Here is a 15,823-nt window from a genome sequence, read left to right as displayed (position 1 = left end):
ATCATTGTCACATGACAAGATAGCAGGGGCGACACCTAGCCCCTGCCATTTCGCGAATCCGCCGCTATAGTCCCGCCGATGAACAGAATGAATGATACCGGCGGCACGCCGGCCAGACTCAGCTACCTCGATGGTGATTTCGAAATCATCCTGCCGGGCGACTATGTCGTCTGCGCCGTGACGGGGCGGCATATCCCATTGGGAGACCTGCGTTATTGGAGCGTCAGCCGACAGGAAGCCTATGCCGATGCGGCCGCATCGCATGAGGCCTATGCGGCGGCGCTCAAAAAGGGAGAAGCCTTTTAATGAAATCGGTTGTGTTATTTCCGCTCGCCGCGCTCAGCGCTTGTGCCGCAACTGCTGCGCCGCCGGTCCCTTCGCTGTCGCCCAAGCATGAAGAGAATGTCTCCTCCGTCAGCGCTGTGCCGACCGCGGCCCGCAATGATGAGGATGATACTGCCCCACGCACCGATGGCCCTGCCGCAAAGGTCACCCAGACCGTGCTTGAGGGCACCCAGTTTCAGGGCGGCCTTTTGCGCGGGCAAACCCCGCCGGGCAGCAAGGTCTTTCTCGACGATACAGAGGTCTTGGTCGATGAAGGCGGTCACTTCCTGATCGGCTTCGACCGGGATCATCCGGCCACGGCAGTCCTCAAGGTCGTCTCACCTGATGGTAAGGAAGAGCGCGAGACCATTCAGGTGCGTCCGCAACAATGGCTCGAAAGCAGCGTGACCGTTGCCGAGAACAAGGCCAATCCGCGCACGGATTTCGACCTCAAGAAAATCGCGGCTGACAAGAAGCTGAAGGACAAGGCGCGTAGTCAGATGTCTGGCTCTGTCTACTGGCTGTCGGGATTTGTCTGGCCGGCCGAGGGCTGTGTCTCCAGTCCCTTCGGCTATCGCCGGATCGTCAATGGCAAAGCGCGGAACTATCACTCTGGTGTCGATGTTGCGGCGCCGGACGGTATGAGCCCGATCGATTACATCGGTACACCGATTTATGCGCCTGCGGACGGGATCGTCACTCTGGCAGAGCCTGACATGTTCTTCGAGGGCGGGCTCGTCCTCATAGATCACGGGCAGCTCCTTGAGTCTGCGATGATGCACATGTCAGAAGTCCTTGTGGAAGCCGGCGATACGGTCGAGCAGGGGGACCTGTTAGGCAAGGTCGGCATGGAAGGCCGGGTCACAGGCCCGCATCTTCACTGGTCGCTGAAATGGCGGGACCGGTTGCTCGATCCTGAACTAAATGTGGAGGAGCGTGCCCGCTGCACGCCGGGACTCTAAATGGCAAACTACGATCTCATTCTTCGGGGCGGCACGGTCGTCAATCATGACGGCGAAGGTATTCGCGATGTCGCCGTGAAGGACGGCAAGATCGCCGCCATCGGTGACCTGCATGACGAGGATGCGGGCGAGATCATTGACTGTACCGGCCTTCACGTCCTGCCTGGTGTGATCGACACGCAGGTTCACTTCCGTGAGCCGGGGGCGGAGCATAAGGAAAATCTGGCCGCTGGTTCCAAGGGCGCTGTCCTTGGTGGGGTGACAGGTGTCTTTGAGATGCCGAACACCAATCCGCTGACGACCGATGCGCCGGCGATCAATGACAAGCTGGATCGTGCCAAGGGTCGCATGTGGTGCGACCACGCCTTCTATGTCGGTGCGACACACGACAATGCGGTGAACCTGCCGGAGCTTGAAATGCTGCCCGGTGTGTGCGGCGTGAAGATTTTCATGGGCGCCTCGACCGGCAATCTTCTGGTGCCCGATGATGAAGGCGTCGAACACGTTCTTTCTCATGGCCGTCGCCGTGTCGCGATCCACTCAGAGGATGAAGCGATCCTGCGCGCGAACAAGGAGTTGGCGCGTGAAGGAGACTGGACCTCTCATCCTGAAGTGCGCTCAGCGGCAGCGGCCCTGCGGTGTACGGAACGCCTGATCGGGATTGCCCGCAAAGTCGCGCGCCGTATCCACGTCCTTCATATCTCGACCGCTGATGAGCTTCCGATCCTTGCCGCAAACAAGGATATCGCGACCTGCGAAGTCACGCCCCAGCACCTGACACTTGAAGGCCCCGAAGCCTATGAGCGGCTGAAGGGACGGGCACAGATGAACCCGCCCGTCCGCGATGCCCGGCACCGCGAGGGGCTGTGGGGCGGATTACAGGCTGGCCTCTTTGATGTTGTCGGCTCGGATCACGCACCGCACACGCTCGAAGAAAAAGCTAAATCCTATCCGGCCTCGCCATCGGGGATGCCAGGGGTGCAGACCCTCGTGCCGATCATGCTCAACCATGTCGCCGAGGGCCGCCTGACGCTGCAACGCTTTGTCGATCTGACGTCACATGGCGCGAACCGCGTCTTCGGGATCGCCGGCAAGGGCCGCCTTGCGATCGGCTATGACGCCGACATCACGGTCGTCGACCTCAAGGCGAAACGCACGATCTCTGATGCGGCAATGGCCAACGTCTCGGGCTGGACACCGTTTGACGGGATGGAAGTCACGGGCTGGCCCAAGGGCACGATCATCCGTGGTCAGCGCGTCATGTGGGAAGATGAAGTCATCGGTGAGCCGATCGGCGCGCCAATCAAATTCCAGGAAACGCTCGAACCCGCTTAACGGAAAGGCGCGTAGAGCCGCTCAACGACGAGCAGGGCCTGCTTCGCTTCGCTCTCATATAGTGTCTGGGCATCGACGCCGCAGGCGAGATAATCCCGTGAGGCATCGCGATAGGCGGAGTTGAACGCCGCGACCATGTCGAGCCGGGTCGACCCCATCGGCACTTCGAGTTCCACGATTTGCTGCATCCGGACCCGATAGAGCCCTTCGCGGTAGCCGTCCCCGCAGAGCTGGTGCAGGCGGTGAAGCCTGCCCAGATGCCCGGCCAGCGCCACAAGATCCCGCTGGCGAGACTCAAAGCTTTCCTGCGCCTCGACCGTTCCGGGCGGCGCGGCATGGGCCAGCCCGGCAAAGCCAGCGAGCATGAACATCAGGGCTGATAGCAGGCGCATCGGCGGGCGGTCTCCGTTCAGTCCTTCACATAGGGCAGGGCGCGCTGGATGGCGAGCCGGGTCTTGTCCCAGGCGAGCCGCGACATGGCCTCGGGGATGGAGAAGAACCCCGCATCCATCGCATCATCACCGGCCACGACATCGCCCGAAAGATATCTGCAGGCATAGTCGATCATGACATAATGCTTTTCGCTGTCCTTTTGCGGCAGCGCTTCGAAGGCGTCGATCAGGCCGAGGATCTCCATGCGGATGCCCGTTTCCTCAAGGATCTCGCGATGCAGGGCATCGGTGATCTTCTCGCCGAAATCGACCTTGCCGCCCGGAATGCTCCAATGGCCCAGAAAGGGCGCCCGCCCGCGCTGGATCAGGAGAACTTCGCGGCCGCGGAATATGACAGCCCCCGTGGCGAGTGTTACGGTCTGCGCGTCTGGCAATGAGGTCTCCTTTAGCGTCATGAATACCCGTTATGTCTTCAGCTCGGGCCCTTACGACCTTCGGGTCCAGCTCGGCGTCGACGTATCGGAGAATTTCCCGCCGCGCTACAATATCGCGCCGAGCCAGCCCGTGCCGATCATCCGTGAGACACGAGAGGACGGACGCGAATTCGCGCTGGTCCGCTGGGGCTTTGTGCCCGGTTGGGACAAAAAGGGCGAGTTCTTCAAGAAATCCGTCGTCAATATCCGCTCTGAATCCGCGCCGGAGAAGCCGTCTTTCCGGAATGCCTGGCGGCGAAGGCGATGCCTTTTCCCGATGAACGGCTTTTACGAATGGGTGCAGGAGAAGGACGGGAAACAGCCCTATCTGATCACAATGGGTGAGGACATGCCGCTCTTCTGTGTCGCAGGATTGTGGGAGTACTGGCTGGGGGAGAATGGCAGCGAGATGGAGACAGCGGCATTCCTGACGCGAGAGTCGGTTTATCCGATCACGCAGCTTCACTCCCGGATGCCGATCTATGTGCCGCCTGAGCGCTATGCCGACTGGCTCGACCCCGATGAGACGGTGATGGCGCCCGCCGAGGCGATAATCGGCCTGCCGCCACCGCCTTTTGAATTCTGGCCGGTCAGCCGGCGCGTCAATAGTTGGAAGCCCGATGATGCGGAACTCATCAAGCCGGGCCGGGATTTAAGACAGGACAGCCTGCTATGAACATGTTGATTTCTACCCTGATGATACTGGCAAGCCTTGGCGCGGCGCCAGAGCAGGGAGACTGTGCGCCGCTGGGCCTGAGTGGGGAGGCGCTCTCCTCCTGGGCCGAGCGGGATTTTCCGACCGGGGAAGAATATGACATTGCCTTACGCGGTCTCGTGCCCTGCCTTGACGAAACCGATCCCTATTTGCGTGATCACATCGGCTATACCGGCATGTCGGCATTGCTGCGGCGGGGAGAGGCGCGGCCGGAGCTTCTTGATGAAGTCATGGAGCTGACCCTGAATGTTGCAAATGGCCCGGACCCCGAAGGCGTCGCCCAGCCCTTTGCCATTCTGGTGATTTCCGAATTTGTCCGGACGGACCGGCTCGACCCGTGGATGCCGGACAGCCTGCGCAAGGATCTGGTCTTTTTCGCGTCCATCAAGATGCGGACGAATACCGACTACCGAGGCTTTGATGATGAGGAGGGCTGGCGCCATTTCGTCGCCCATACGGCGGACCTGATGCTGCAGCTCATTCTCAATGATAATGTCAGTAATGAGAATGTTTCCTTCCTGCTATCCTCGCTGAAGCCTCAGATCGCACCGTCGCGCCATTCCTATATTCATGGGGAGCCGTCGCGCCTCGTCCGGCCGGTTGTCTATGCGGCACGCCGAGGTGCCGAACCGCCGGGCGGCTGGGCCCCCTGGCTGGAAAGCCTTGCCGATCCTTCCCCCATGGCGGATTGGGGCGAGGCCTTCACCTCGGAAGAGGGCCTCGCGGTCCTTCACAACACCAAGGCCTTTGCGCTCGCGCTTTATGCGACAGCCGCGAATGTTGAGGATGACTGGGCAAAACCGCTCGAAGAGGGGGCGCTGGAAGTGCTGAAGGCGCTGCCTTGAGGGAGGCGTGGCACGGAATACCGAACGATTCTCGCGCGAGTTTAAATAAAAACAGGCGTGGGTTTCCAGAATAGGGTTTCAGAATTCACTGTAGGTGTTTAAATTAAGGTTATAATTTTGTGGTGGGGAAAATGGCGGAAAATTTGGTTGCCTACGTAGCAATTTTTGTGGCGGCGATATCCGCCGCTGCATCGCTTTACTCACTTCGTATTTCGTCCCGTTTAGCGAAATTGAACGCTATCGTATCTCATGGGAAGCAATGGATCGACTTCGATCATGAGCTAGCCACGAATGATTCTCTTCGTAATACTTATGCGAAGCTGATGCCCGAAATGGCTAATATCCTTGATGAAGATAGTAGAGCCGTTTTTTATTTCCTGAGCCAAGCGCAAACGACCTATCATTTGTGGAGGGTAGGTATGATTGAGAAGGGCGAGTACAAATCAAAAGTAGATGGTGCGGCGCTGCTACTGCGTGACGAGAAGTACAATCGCATCGTCATGGACATGGAAAAACACGGATTCCCCAAAAAGTTTGCTGAAGACATCAGATTCGCTCAAAAAAAGATGAATTGATCTGAAGCGGTCTGTATAAAAAGCGTTCCCTGCAACTCACGATCGGTCTATACGTGCACTTAGCTCGCGCTCAATCCACCCTACCGCTACGGCTGTCTCAAACCCCCAAAAACTCTTCATGCAGATTGACGCTGCTCTTCTTGCCGACATGCCGATAATGCTCGTCGAGCCAGCGGTCGGCCTCGATCCGGCCCAGCTTGTGGAGGTCTTCGAGGAAACTCCAGCTCGTATCGTATTTTGAGGCGACATCGAAAGCCTCGAAAACCGCGTCTGCCCGGATCGAGTGGAACTTGATGTCCGAGAGTTGATCCTCATACTGCTTTTTGATCCATCCCTGCTCAATCAGTTTTTGGACAAAGGCGATGGCGCGCATTTCCTTGAGGAGCGCGGTATTGAAGGAAATTTCGTTGACCCGGTTCGATATCTCCGCCGCCGTGTGCGGCACGTCATTGCGTTCAATCGGGTTGATGTGAACGACCAGCAGGTCTTCGACATCGGTCTCATAAAAGAGAGGCCACAGGCTGGGGTTCCCCATGAACCCGCCATCCCAATAGGCCTCGTCACCGATCTCGACCGCCTGATAGAGATTGGGCAGGCAGGCCGACGCCAGCAGGACATCGACGGTGATGTCCTCATTGCGGAAGACCTTGGCCTTGCCGGTACGGACATTAGTCGCGGTGATGAATAGCTTGATGCGGTTGCATTTCCTAAGCTCATCAAAATCGATGATGTGCTCAAGAATTTCCTTGAGCGGATTAAGCCCCAGCGGATTGAGCTGATAGGGGGATGCCGCCAGATGCAGCGCCTCCATCGTCATATGGGTGAACATCCGGCTCATCTCGCCGAAGATCGGGAACTGGTCCGACAACGGATTGTCAAAAAAGCCGAGCCGTTCGCGCTCCCGCGCCACCGCCCGCCAGAATTCCTTGAGCTTTGCCCGCGCGCCATCCTCTCCGCCGACATGCATCCCGTAGGCGAGGACAGCCGCATTCATCGCCCCCGCCGAGGTCGCGGTGATCGCATTGAGCTTCACCCGGCCCGATTCGAGCAGCCGGTCAGCGACACCCCAGGCATATGCGCCATGGGAGCCGCCGCCCTGCAGCGCCAGATTAATGGGCTTGGCCGCGGACATTACTTCGCCGTCCAGCCGCCCTCGATCGCAAAATGGGTGCCCGTCGCACCGGACCCGGCCTTCGAGCAGAGATAGAAGAGGATGCCGCAGAGGTTCTCATAGGTGATGAACTCCTTGGTCGGCTGGGCCGCGAGGATGACTTCCTTTTTGACCTGTTCTTCGGTCATGCCGCGCGCCTTGGCGGTGTCGGCAATCTGCCCCTCGACCAGCGGTGTTGCGACATAACCTGGGCAGATCGCGTTACAGGTGATGCCGTTCTCTGCGACCTCAAGCGCGACCGTCTTGGTCAGTCCCATGATGCCGTGCTTGGCCGCGACATAGGCCGATTTGAAGGGGGAGGCGACAAGCCCATGGGCGGAGGCAAGGTTCACGATCCGCCCGAAGCCGGCCTTCTTCATATGCGGCAGGGCGTGTTTGATCGTGTGGAAGGAGGAGGTCAGGTTGATCGCTATGATCGCATCCCATTTGTCATCAGGGAATTCGTCGATAGGCGAGACCTTCTGGATCCCGGCATTGTTGATCAGGATATCGACCGCGCCGAACCGTTCGGCGGTCTCGTCGATCAGGCCCTTGATCTCGTCGGGCTTGGTCATGTCGGCGGCGTTGTAGAAGACATCGACATTATGCGCCTCGGACAGCCCGGCGCGGAATTCCTCGATTTCGCCCGCATCGCCGAAGCCATTGAGCATGATATTGACGCCCTGGCTGGCGAGGCCTTCGGCGAATGCCTTGCCGATGCCGGAAGTGGACCCGGTGATGACGGCGCTGCGGCCCTTGAGATCGTCGAACATGAGAGAACTCCTCGAATTTTTTCTGGTCTGGCATATCGCGCCCGTCATTCGAGCCTACCACCCCTTTGTGCAGTTAATCTCCGCCCATCTTGCCCGAATGCGTGGCCTCGCTTAGAGCCCACCGATGGCCAAGAAACAGAAGACGTTCCGCCCCAAACCCAGAAAACCCCGCGGGTTCCGCGACCGTTCGGGGGCTGAGCTTCTCGCCGAGCAGGAGATGCTGCGGCGGATTACCGCTGTCTATGCGTCTTACGGCTTTTTGCCGCAGGAGACCCCGGCCTTTGAATACACTGACGCGCTCGGCAAATTCCTGCCGGATGTCGACCGGCCCAATCAGGGTGTCTTCTCGCTGCAGGATGATGACGAGCAGTGGATGAGCCTGCGCTATGATCTGACGGCGCCGCTCGCCCGGCATGTGGCCGAGCACTATGAGGCGCTGCCGAAACCCTTCCGGCGCTATCAGGTGGGCACGGTCTGGCGGAATGAAAAGCCGGGGCCAGGCCGGTTCCGCGAGTTCACCCAGTGTGATGCGGATTCGGTGGGGGCCGCTGCTCCTCATGCGGATGCTGAGGCCATCATGATGCTGACCGATGCGGTCGTGGCCGCCGGGGTCGAGAAAAAGGATTTTGCTGTCCGTATCTCCTCGCGGAAGATCATGTCGGGGCTTCTCGCATCTATCGGTCTTGATACGGAGGATGGTGGCCAGTCGGGCACGGTTCTGCGGGCCATGGACAAATTCGACCGCCTCGGCGCGGCGGGCGTGAAGCTGCTCCTCGGCGAGGGGCGCAAGGATGAGAGTGGCGACTTCACTGAAGGCGCCAAGCTCTCCGGCGATCAGGCGGACCAAGTGCTCGCCTTCATGCAGGCGGCGGGGGCGGACAACGCAAAGACGCTCGACGCCATGGCGGGGCTGATCGGTGGCAGTGAAACCGGCCTTGCCGGGATCGACGAGCTGCGCGGCATTGCCGAAACGCTGGAGGCCATGGGCTATGCGGATCAGGCGAAGATCGATCCGTCGGTCGTGCGCGGGCTCGATTACTATACCGGCCCTGTCTTTGAGGCGGAGCTGACCTTCGCCGTCACCAATGACAAGGGGCAGGAAGTCCAGTTTGGCTCGATTGGCTCGGGTGGCCGCTATGACGATCTCGTCAAGCGTTTCAAGGGTGTTGAAGTCCCGGCGGTCGGTTGCTCCATCGGTGTTTCGCGGCTGCTCTCCGCGCTTGAAGCCAAAGGGCAGGGGGCGGACGATACGCAAAAGCTGATCGTTGTCGCAACGCCCGACCGCTCGCGTATGGCGGACTATTTCCAGATAGCGGCAAGGCTGCGCGAGAAGTTCAGCGGCCACAATGTCGCCGTCGATATCGCCTTCGGCGCCGCCAATCTCGGCAAACAGCTCAAATATGCCGATCAGCGCGGCGCGGCAGCAGTCATCATTCAGGGTGAGGATGAACGCGCCAAGGGCGAAGTCACGGTGAAGGATCTGATCCTCGGCGCCAAGCTCTCCGAAGAGATCGAGAGCAATGAGGAATGGCGCTCTGGCCAGCCCGCACAGGTGTCTGTGCCCGAAGGTGACCTCGAAGCGGCGATCCTTAAGACATTGGCCTTCCGCGACTGAACGCAGGGGGCTCTGCGCCACACTGTGCCATACTGAAACCTTTTTCGGTTCGGGACGTTTACACCTCGACAACAAATGAGGTGTCCCATGCGTGCTGTTGTGATTTTGGTGATTATCGTGGCGATCGGTTTTGTGACCTATCTGGCGATCAAGACATCGCCTGAAGAGACGGTTCGGGTCGATGACCCTGAAGTCCGCATTGCTTCAAGGCATGAGGCGGCGGCGAGAGATCTGGCCCATGCGCTTGATGATGCGGTAAAAAATGCGCAGCAGGCGGAGCAGGTGGCTGCGCGCCTTGATGAGGCGATTGCAGAAAGCCGGGCGGCGAGCCGCGAATTGCTGAGCCTGAGACGGGACAATGAGGCCGTGCCGACTTCCTATGAGGCCATTGCCGCGACGACGAGTGACGCCGAACGCGCCACACGGATGATGCGGATCTATGCAAGCCGCCTGAATGCAAGCCTTTCAGAAGCCGAACCGCTGTCGGATCAGGCCGTTGAAATGGCCGAAGCTATCGAGAAGGTCGAGGAATCCCAGGCCGAGGCAGAAGAAGCGATTGCTGCGGCGAAGGCCGTAAAGGAAGAAGTGGCAACGGCAACTCGTCAGCAGGCAGCTTATGTCGCGCCCAATACGCCGCGCCAAAACGCTGTTCGCCCCCGCGATGAAGATGCGGACGTTCATATCCGGGTGCAGGAAACCGATCCGGGGAAACGTGACGGTGTTGACCGGATCGTGATCGGTGAACCGGGCCGGTAATCTCACGACAGGCTAGCCGCCGGGCGACCAGTCCGGCGGCGCCATTTCGAACGTCTCGAAGAGAAACCCCGGCGCGACGGTGCATCCGACGAGCACCCAGCCCTCAACAGGCCGGGCGGCCTGCCAGACACCTGCCGGCACGATCCGTTGGGGTTCTTCGCCTTTGTTGAAATCCGTACCGAGAAGAAGCGTCTCAACGGATTTCCCGTCCGGAGAAATCTTGAGCTCCAGCGATCCGCCCGCATAATGATGCCAGATCTCGACCGCATCGATCCGGTGCCAGTGCGAGCGCTCTCCCGGCTTGAGAAGATAATAGATGGCCGTGGAGGCGGTCCGGCCATCCTGCTCGCGGCCGTCCCGGAATACCTCCAGGAAATAGCCGCCCTCAGGATGAGGCGCCAGGCCGAGCCGGTCAATCAGCTCATCCGCAGTCAGACTCACCGTCCGGCCATACCGCTGGGATCGGTCAGGTTGATCCGGCGCAGCTCCTCGATCCTGTTGCCGGTCAGGCGCGCTTCGATCACTTCGCTGACACTCAGCGCGAAGATCCGGTCATCGGTGAAGATCGGCCGCGAATTGCCATACCAGTCGATGCAGGAGACTTCGCAATCATAATCCGGGTGGGTCTCTTCTTCGCTCGCCACAAGCGTGCCTGCGATATCGAGCTGGCCGTCTCCGCTGACGGTGAGGAAGCTGAGATCGGAGGCGTCGCTGCGGCTGACCCAGCGGCCTGCCTCCTGCACATAACGAACTGTCGGCAGGCCCATGATCCCGCCTTCTTCCGTAATCAGCGCATTAAAGGCGTGGGAGCGGTTCTCGCTTTCAAAGCGATCCTCAATCAGCGTAGTTGAGGCAATCGAGGCGAGGTCATCGAGATCGATATAGGTTACATAGAGCCCTTCGCCGCCGCGATAGCCGGTAGCGACCGCATCAGTTGCCCCGGCCCGGTCGAGACGAATGACGCTATGGGGCAGGGTCAGGATCTTCGGTGCCTCAGGGGCATCAAGGCTGACGGCGACCAGTGGGCTGCCGGGCGCGATATCGACATCCCCATAAAGGAGGTCGTAAATATAACTCCGTTCACTGCCGGTATAGAGAAGATAGCTGTCGGTGAACCGGTTCTCGATATCGTCCATGTCATCAAGCGAGGGCAGGGGCGTATAGTCGTCCGGGGTGCTCTCATCCAGCGTACGGCTGAACCCCTCATCCGGGATATTGGCGAGGGCGAAATGCAGCGTCGGCCAGCCCCAGCAGGGCGGCATCCAGTGGGTCAGCGCGAGGAAATCATCATCGCGCAGGGACATGCTGAACTGGTTGACGGGCCGGCCGCGCATCGCAGAGACGACGAGGGGCTCACCCGAAAGCGAGACCCGGTGGACGGTGCCGTCGATTAGCCGCGCAAAATCCGGCCTTGTATCGGTCTCGCAGGCCTCTCCGAAATTCTCCCAGCTCCAGACATACATATCCTTGCCTGCAACAAAGACCTCATGCTCGGCCTCAGCGATAAAGGCTGTCGTCTCGCAGCCCTCGAAATCATCCGTGCCTAGTGTATCAAGATCGCAGACCGAGACCGCATGGAGCATCGGCTCGTCGAGTTCGCGAACAGGCCGGTAGATATCGGTGACGTCAAAGAGCGGGCGGCCGTCAATCATCTCAAAGCGGTCTTCACCGCCACGGTCGGGCACGATGACCGGGAAGGCAAGCGACTGCGCTTCCCAGTCGAGATTGCCGAGCCAGATCGGCGTGTGCAGGACTAGTTTCGAGCCGATCATCCGGGTCGCATAATTCTCTGTGTCGTAATAATCATCCGATGACAGAAAGAAACGCCGCTCGAAGGTCAGGCTGCCATCATCGGCCAGCCGTAACAGCGCGATTTCGGTGGCGTCGGCGTCATAGGAATAGCCGGTGACGACGATCCGGTTTCCGCTGACCAGCATCTCATCATACCAGGTGTCCTGATCGGCGCTCGCATAGACATCGAGGCGCGCGCGGGGATCGAGCACCGGTATGCCGGCATCGCGAATGGCGACCGTGAAGACGCGGCCATCCTGCAATGTGACGAAGTAATTGCCGATGCGCTTGACGATGTCGCCTTCGTCGACACCCTCGACCTGATTATTCGTGATCGACACATCTGCGGTTGCGGTCGAGTCCTGTACCTGCGCTGAGGCGGTCACGACGATCTCGCTCGACGCGGCATCTGAAATGGCCATGGGTGCGGGCTCGGGGTAGTAGCGCGCGGCGGTCTGCTCGACGGCCTCGAGATAGGCGCGCAGCTCTTCCTCACTGCTGAACCGGCTGAGGGTCGGGCTCGTGACTTGCGAGATGATCGTCTCGGCGCTGCCATCCGGGCGCTCATCGGCAGGCCCGCCCTCAGGCGTCGTGCTCGCACAGGCCGCGAAAAGGCCCGCCAGAGATGCAAGGAAAATCAACCGCATAGACCCCTCCCGGTATAACCGGGAGGAGGCTAGCATGCTTGCGCGTCAGGGGTCACCTCAATGAGAGGCGGAGATGCTTACGCTGCGGCGGAAGCTTTCGCGTGCCGTTTGCGCTCATGCGGATCGAGATATCGTTTCCGCAGGCGGATTGATTGCGGCGTCACCTCAACCAGCTCATCATCCATGATGTAGCTGATCGCCTGCTCAAGAGAGAGGCGGCGCGGCGGGGTGAGGCGGACGGCCTCGTCCTTGCCGGCAGCACGGATGTTGGTGAGCTGTTTGCCCTTGAGCGGGTTGACTTCGAGGTCCTGGGGCTTGGCGTTCTCGCCAATGATCATGCCTTCATAAACCTTGGTGCCCGGATCGATGAACATCACGCCGCGCTCTTCGAGGTTCCACAGTGCATAGGCAACTGCTTCGCCTGAGACGTTGGAGATCAGCGTGCCGGTCCGGCGGCTGTCGAGCGGGCCCTTATGCGGACCATGCTCCAGATACAGACGGTTCATGACGCCCGTGCCGCGCGTGTCGGTCAGGAATTCGCCATGATAGCCGATCAGCGCGCGGGCAGGCCCGTGCAGCACAAGGCGGGTCTTGCCGCCACCGGCCGGTTTCATTTCCTGTAGTTCGCATTTGCGCTGGGTCAGCTTGTCGATGACGGCACCGGAATATTCCTCGTCCACATCGATGACGATTTCTTCCATCGGCTCCAGCGTCTGGCCACCTTCTTCGCGAAGGAGGACGCGCGGGCGCGACACGGTCAGCTCAAAGCCTTCGCGGCGCATGTTTTCGATCAGCACACCGAGCTGCAGCTCGCCGCGGCCAGCAACCTCGAAGGCATCCTTCTCGGCCGTCTCGGTCACGCGGATGGCGACATCACCTTCGGCCTGACGCATCAAGCGTTCACGGATGACCCGAGACTGCACCTTGTCGCCTTCGCGGCCGGCAAGCGGCGAATCGTTCGGCGACAGTGTGACCGACAGGGTTGGCGGATCGATCGGCCGCGCAGGCAGAGGCTCGGCAATAGACGGATCACAGAGCGTGTTCGACACGGAGGCCTTGGTGAAACCGGCAATCGCGACGATGTCGCCAGGCTCGGCGGTCTCGACCGGCTGGCGTTTCAGGCCACGGAAGGCGAGCACTTTTGAAATCCGTGCCTGCTCGACGAGCTTGCCGTCAACCGTCAGCGCTTTGAGTGTCTGACCGACCTTCGGGTGACCGGCGACGATCCGGCCCGTCAGGATGCGCCCGAGGAACGGGTCGGCTTCAAGCGTTGTTGCCAGCATCTCGAAAGGCAGCTCACCCGCATTCTCCGGCAGTTCCGGCGAAGGTACATGCTCGAGGATCGCCTCGAAGAGGGCTGAGAGGTCTTTTTGCGGGCCGTCGAGGCTCTCATCGGCCCAGCCTTCCTTGCCGCTGGCATAAAGCGCGGGGAAGTCGAGCTGGTCCTCATTGGCGCCAAGCGCCGAGAAAAGGTCAAAGGCCTCATCGAGCACGCGGTCGGGCTCGGCGGTCGGCCGGTCGACCTTATTCAGGACGACGATCGGCTTGAGGCCAAGGCCCAGCGCCTTGGACAGCACGAATTTGGTTTGCGGCATCGGGCCTTCATCGGCATCGACCAGCAGGACGCAGCCATCGACCATGGAGAGGATGCGCTCGACCTCACCGCCAAAATCGGCGTGGCCGGGCGTATCGACGATATTGATCCGCGCTTCGCCATGTTTGGGGCTCGACCACTCAACAGAGGTCGCCTTGGCTAGAATGGTGATGCCGCGTTCGCGCTCGATATCATTCGAGTCCATGGCCCGTTCGGCCATTTCGGCATTGTCCCGTACCGCCCCGGACTGGCGCAGGAGCGCGTCCACAAGGGTGGTCTTGCCATGGTCGACGTGAGCGATGATGGCGATATTGCGTAATTCTGACATGCGCGCGCCCATACACATATTGTGCAGTGCGGGATAGCCTAGAAATATAACCTACATAGGAATTTGGAGAAGGCCATGTTTTGGGGTGACTGTGACGCCATTGGCTTCAAGTTTTTCTCTGAAACGCGGGTGGTTTTGGATGAGGATGCCGTCATGATTTAGGCTTACGCAGGTCTCGCAAAGCCGCACATTCCATTCGGGTATTGCACGGCCTTCATACCGATGAGCCGCGTACTGGAAACTTTGTTCACAGAGATCGCATTTGTATTTCATTAAATAAATAAGAATGGATTCGTCGTCCCATGTCACAAGTATGCCATGGTATACTGAATTTTAAATAGCGGTTTACGGCACTATTTCCTGAATGGCACATCGAGCGTCCGCCGTGTCGCGGCGCGCCAGACCCATTCGAGCGGCCCGTAATAGAAGTGACGGAACCACCAGGCGGCAAAGACCATCTGGAGGGCGAAGGTCACGATCCCGATCTGGAGCGCGGTTGCGTTCGACATATCGTCATAAAGCCCGAGGCCGAAGCCTGCAAAGATCGGCACAAAGATGAGCGACTGGCCGAGATAGAGGGTCAGGGTCATGCGGCCCATTGGGGCCAGCCAGCTGATCACGGCGCCCTTGAGGCGCTGATAGAGCTCGATGAACACAAGGATCTGGACGCTGAGGAGCGCCAGCTGGATGAGGTTCTCAAGTGCTTGTCCCAGCTCACGCTGCGCTTCCGGTAGTGCCTCAGCGACGCTGGGGAAGAGCTGAACCTGCACCGCCCAGAGCCCCAGCCATGCCGCAAGGCTGACTACAAGCGCGATGATCCGTGTCCGGCCATATCGCTCGGGGTCACGGAAAAACCGGATCCGGCCGAGTAGCAGCCCGATCACGAAGAGGCCGATAATCTGGGTGATGCGCCCTGATTCCAGCATGAACCACCATTTCGCGCCCTGACCATCCGTCGCGAAGGATTTGATCATGTCCCACAGGCTGCCGGTCGCCATGACCCCAAGGCTCGGATTATCGAAATAGCGGGGAGTGGCCAATGCCCAGGCTTGCCCGTCCATCGCTGCCCATGCCCGGAAGAGAAGAGGGAGCTGGGCGAGGATCAGTACACCGAGCCCCAGCAACAGCCAGTTATTCTTTATGCGGTCAAACAGGAGCAGGAGAAATCCGAATAGAGCGAGCAGCATCAGGATATCGCCCCGATAGATGAGGCTGTGCAGGATCCCGAACCCAAGCAGGATCACGAGCCGCCAGGCGAAGGTGCCAGCATAGGCTTCACCACGTTCCCGCGCGCGTTCCATGATGATGTAAAAGCTCAGCCCGAAGCAGAGCGCAAACAGCGCATAGGCCTTCCCGGCAAATATCCCGAAGGTCCACTGAAACGTCCGATCATAGACCGGGTCGAGCCAGAACAGCTCGAAGCGCTCGACGCAGTGAACGAGGAAAAGGCCGAGCAGCGCAAAGCCGCGCAGTGAATCGACCAGTACCATCCGGTCCGGTTTTGTGGTGGCCCCCATGCGCCCTCTCCCTCTTTATTGTTATCGGTAA

16 protein-coding genes are annotated in these 15,823 nt (G+C 59.8%); 8 read left to right on the top strand and 8 right to left on the bottom strand.

Going from position 1 to position 15,823, the window contains the following annotated elements; genetic code table 11:
• Positions 1-78: 78 nt before the first annotated feature.
• From DX908_RS01785 to DX908_RS01775, 3 genes are read left to right on the top strand one after another with little or no spacing between them, the layout of a single operon-like run.
• A complete protein-coding gene (locus DX908_RS01785) occupies positions 79-306 on the top strand; it encodes a DUF2093 domain-containing protein (RefSeq protein ID WP_116390746.1) in 228 nt (75 codons plus the stop codon).
• Positions 306-1,286 (top strand): M23 family metallopeptidase, encoded by a 981-nt coding sequence (locus DX908_RS01780; RefSeq protein ID WP_116390745.1) that lies wholly within the window; start codon positions 306-308, stop codon positions 1,284-1,286. Before DX908_RS01785 ends, DX908_RS01780 begins: the two co-directional genes overlap by 1 nt.
• Positions 1,287-2,621 (top strand): dihydroorotase, encoded by a 1,335-nt coding sequence (locus DX908_RS01775; RefSeq protein ID WP_116390744.1) that lies wholly within the window; start codon positions 1,287-1,289, stop codon positions 2,619-2,621.
• On the opposite strand, the gene DX908_RS01770 is transcribed toward DX908_RS01775, so the two are convergent.
• Together DX908_RS01770 and DX908_RS01765 are read right to left on the bottom strand one after the other, a co-directional pair.
• Positions 2,618-3,013, bottom strand: coding sequence for a TIGR02301 family protein (locus tag DX908_RS01770; protein WP_116390743.1), 396 nt, complete (start codon positions 3,011-3,013; stop codon positions 2,618-2,620). The two genes, DX908_RS01775 and DX908_RS01770, sit on opposite strands and share 4 nt — an antisense overlap.
• Before the next feature lie 17 nt (positions 3,014-3,030).
• Complete coding sequence (locus DX908_RS01765; protein WP_116390742.1) at positions 3,031-3,468, bottom strand: NUDIX hydrolase; 438 nt, start codon at positions 3,466-3,468, stop codon at positions 3,031-3,033.
• On the opposite strand from DX908_RS01765, the gene DX908_RS01760 reads away from it, so the two are divergent.
• The 3 genes from DX908_RS01760 to DX908_RS01750 all read left to right on the top strand — a co-directional run bounded on the left by DX908_RS01760 (position 3,467) and on the right by DX908_RS01750 (position 5,621).
• Positions 3,467-4,162, top strand: coding sequence for an SOS response-associated peptidase (locus tag DX908_RS01760; RefSeq protein ID WP_158548423.1), 696 nt, complete (start codon positions 3,467-3,469; stop codon positions 4,160-4,162). The two genes, DX908_RS01765 and DX908_RS01760, sit on opposite strands and share 2 nt — an antisense overlap.
• Positions 4,163-4,164: 2 nt before the next feature.
• Entirely contained in the window at positions 4,165-5,046 is an 882-nt protein-coding gene (locus tag DX908_RS01755) for a DUF2785 domain-containing protein (protein ID WP_158548422.1), read from the top strand.
• 131 nt (positions 5,047-5,177) lie between these two features.
• Entirely contained in the window at positions 5,178-5,621 is a 444-nt protein-coding gene (locus tag DX908_RS01750; RefSeq protein ID WP_116390740.1) for a hypothetical protein, read from the top strand.
• Between the two features lie 97 nt (positions 5,622-5,718).
• Here DX908_RS01750 and DX908_RS01745 read toward each other — a convergent pair whose 3' ends face one another.
• Positions 5,719-6,753: a patatin-like phospholipase family protein gene (locus tag DX908_RS01745; RefSeq protein WP_116390739.1), complete on the bottom strand. Its 1,035-nt coding sequence runs from the start codon at positions 6,751-6,753 to the stop codon at positions 5,719-5,721.
• Positions 6,753-7,544, bottom strand: a complete 792-nt coding sequence (locus DX908_RS01740; RefSeq protein ID WP_116390738.1) for a 3-hydroxybutyrate dehydrogenase — start codon at positions 7,542-7,544, stop codon at positions 6,753-6,755. The genes DX908_RS01745 and DX908_RS01740 overlap by 1 nt, the downstream gene beginning before the upstream one ends.
• Positions 7,545-7,668: 124 nt before the next feature.
• Between DX908_RS01740 and hisS the strand changes: the two genes are divergently transcribed.
• Both hisS and DX908_RS01730 read left to right on the top strand, forming a co-directional pair.
• Entirely contained in the window at positions 7,669-9,159 is a 1,491-nt protein-coding gene (hisS, locus tag DX908_RS01735; protein WP_116390737.1) for a histidine--tRNA ligase, read from the top strand.
• An 87-nt stretch (positions 9,160-9,246) separates the two neighbouring features.
• The gene (locus DX908_RS01730; protein WP_116390736.1) at positions 9,247-9,915 is read left to right on the top strand and encodes a hypothetical protein; all 669 of its coding nucleotides are present in this window, start codon (positions 9,247-9,249) and stop codon (positions 9,913-9,915) included.
• 12 nt (positions 9,916-9,927) lie between these two features.
• On the opposite strand, the gene DX908_RS01725 is transcribed toward DX908_RS01730, so the two are convergent.
• The 4 genes from DX908_RS01725 to DX908_RS01710 all read right to left on the bottom strand — a co-directional run bounded on the left by DX908_RS01725 (position 9,928) and on the right by DX908_RS01710 (position 15,792).
• The gene (locus DX908_RS01725; RefSeq protein ID WP_116392948.1) at positions 9,928-10,350 is read right to left on the bottom strand and encodes a cupin domain-containing protein; all 423 of its coding nucleotides are present in this window, start codon (positions 10,348-10,350) and stop codon (positions 9,928-9,930) included.
• 2 nt (positions 10,351-10,352) lie between these two features.
• The gene (locus DX908_RS01720) at positions 10,353-12,353 is read right to left on the bottom strand and encodes a beta-propeller domain-containing protein (protein WP_158548421.1); all 2,001 of its coding nucleotides are present in this window, start codon (positions 12,351-12,353) and stop codon (positions 10,353-10,355) included.
• 77 nt (positions 12,354-12,430) lie between these two features.
• Positions 12,431-14,275: a translational GTPase TypA gene (gene typA, locus DX908_RS01715; protein ID WP_116392947.1), complete on the bottom strand. Its 1,845-nt coding sequence runs from the start codon at positions 14,273-14,275 to the stop codon at positions 12,431-12,433.
• 353 nt (positions 14,276-14,628) lie between these two features.
• Positions 14,629-15,792, bottom strand: a complete 1,164-nt coding sequence (locus DX908_RS01710; RefSeq protein ID WP_116390734.1) for a DUF418 domain-containing protein — start codon at positions 15,790-15,792, stop codon at positions 14,629-14,631.
• Between the last annotated feature and the right edge of the window lie 31 nt (positions 15,793-15,823).

The sequence above is a fragment of the Parvularcula marina genome, assembly GCF_003399445.1.
In the GTDB taxonomy this organism is placed as follows: Bacteria; Pseudomonadota; Alphaproteobacteria; order Caulobacterales; family Parvularculaceae; genus Parvularcula; species Parvularcula marina.
Note: the sequence above shows the minus strand (reverse complement) of the source record. Positions and strands in the feature narration are given on the sequence as shown.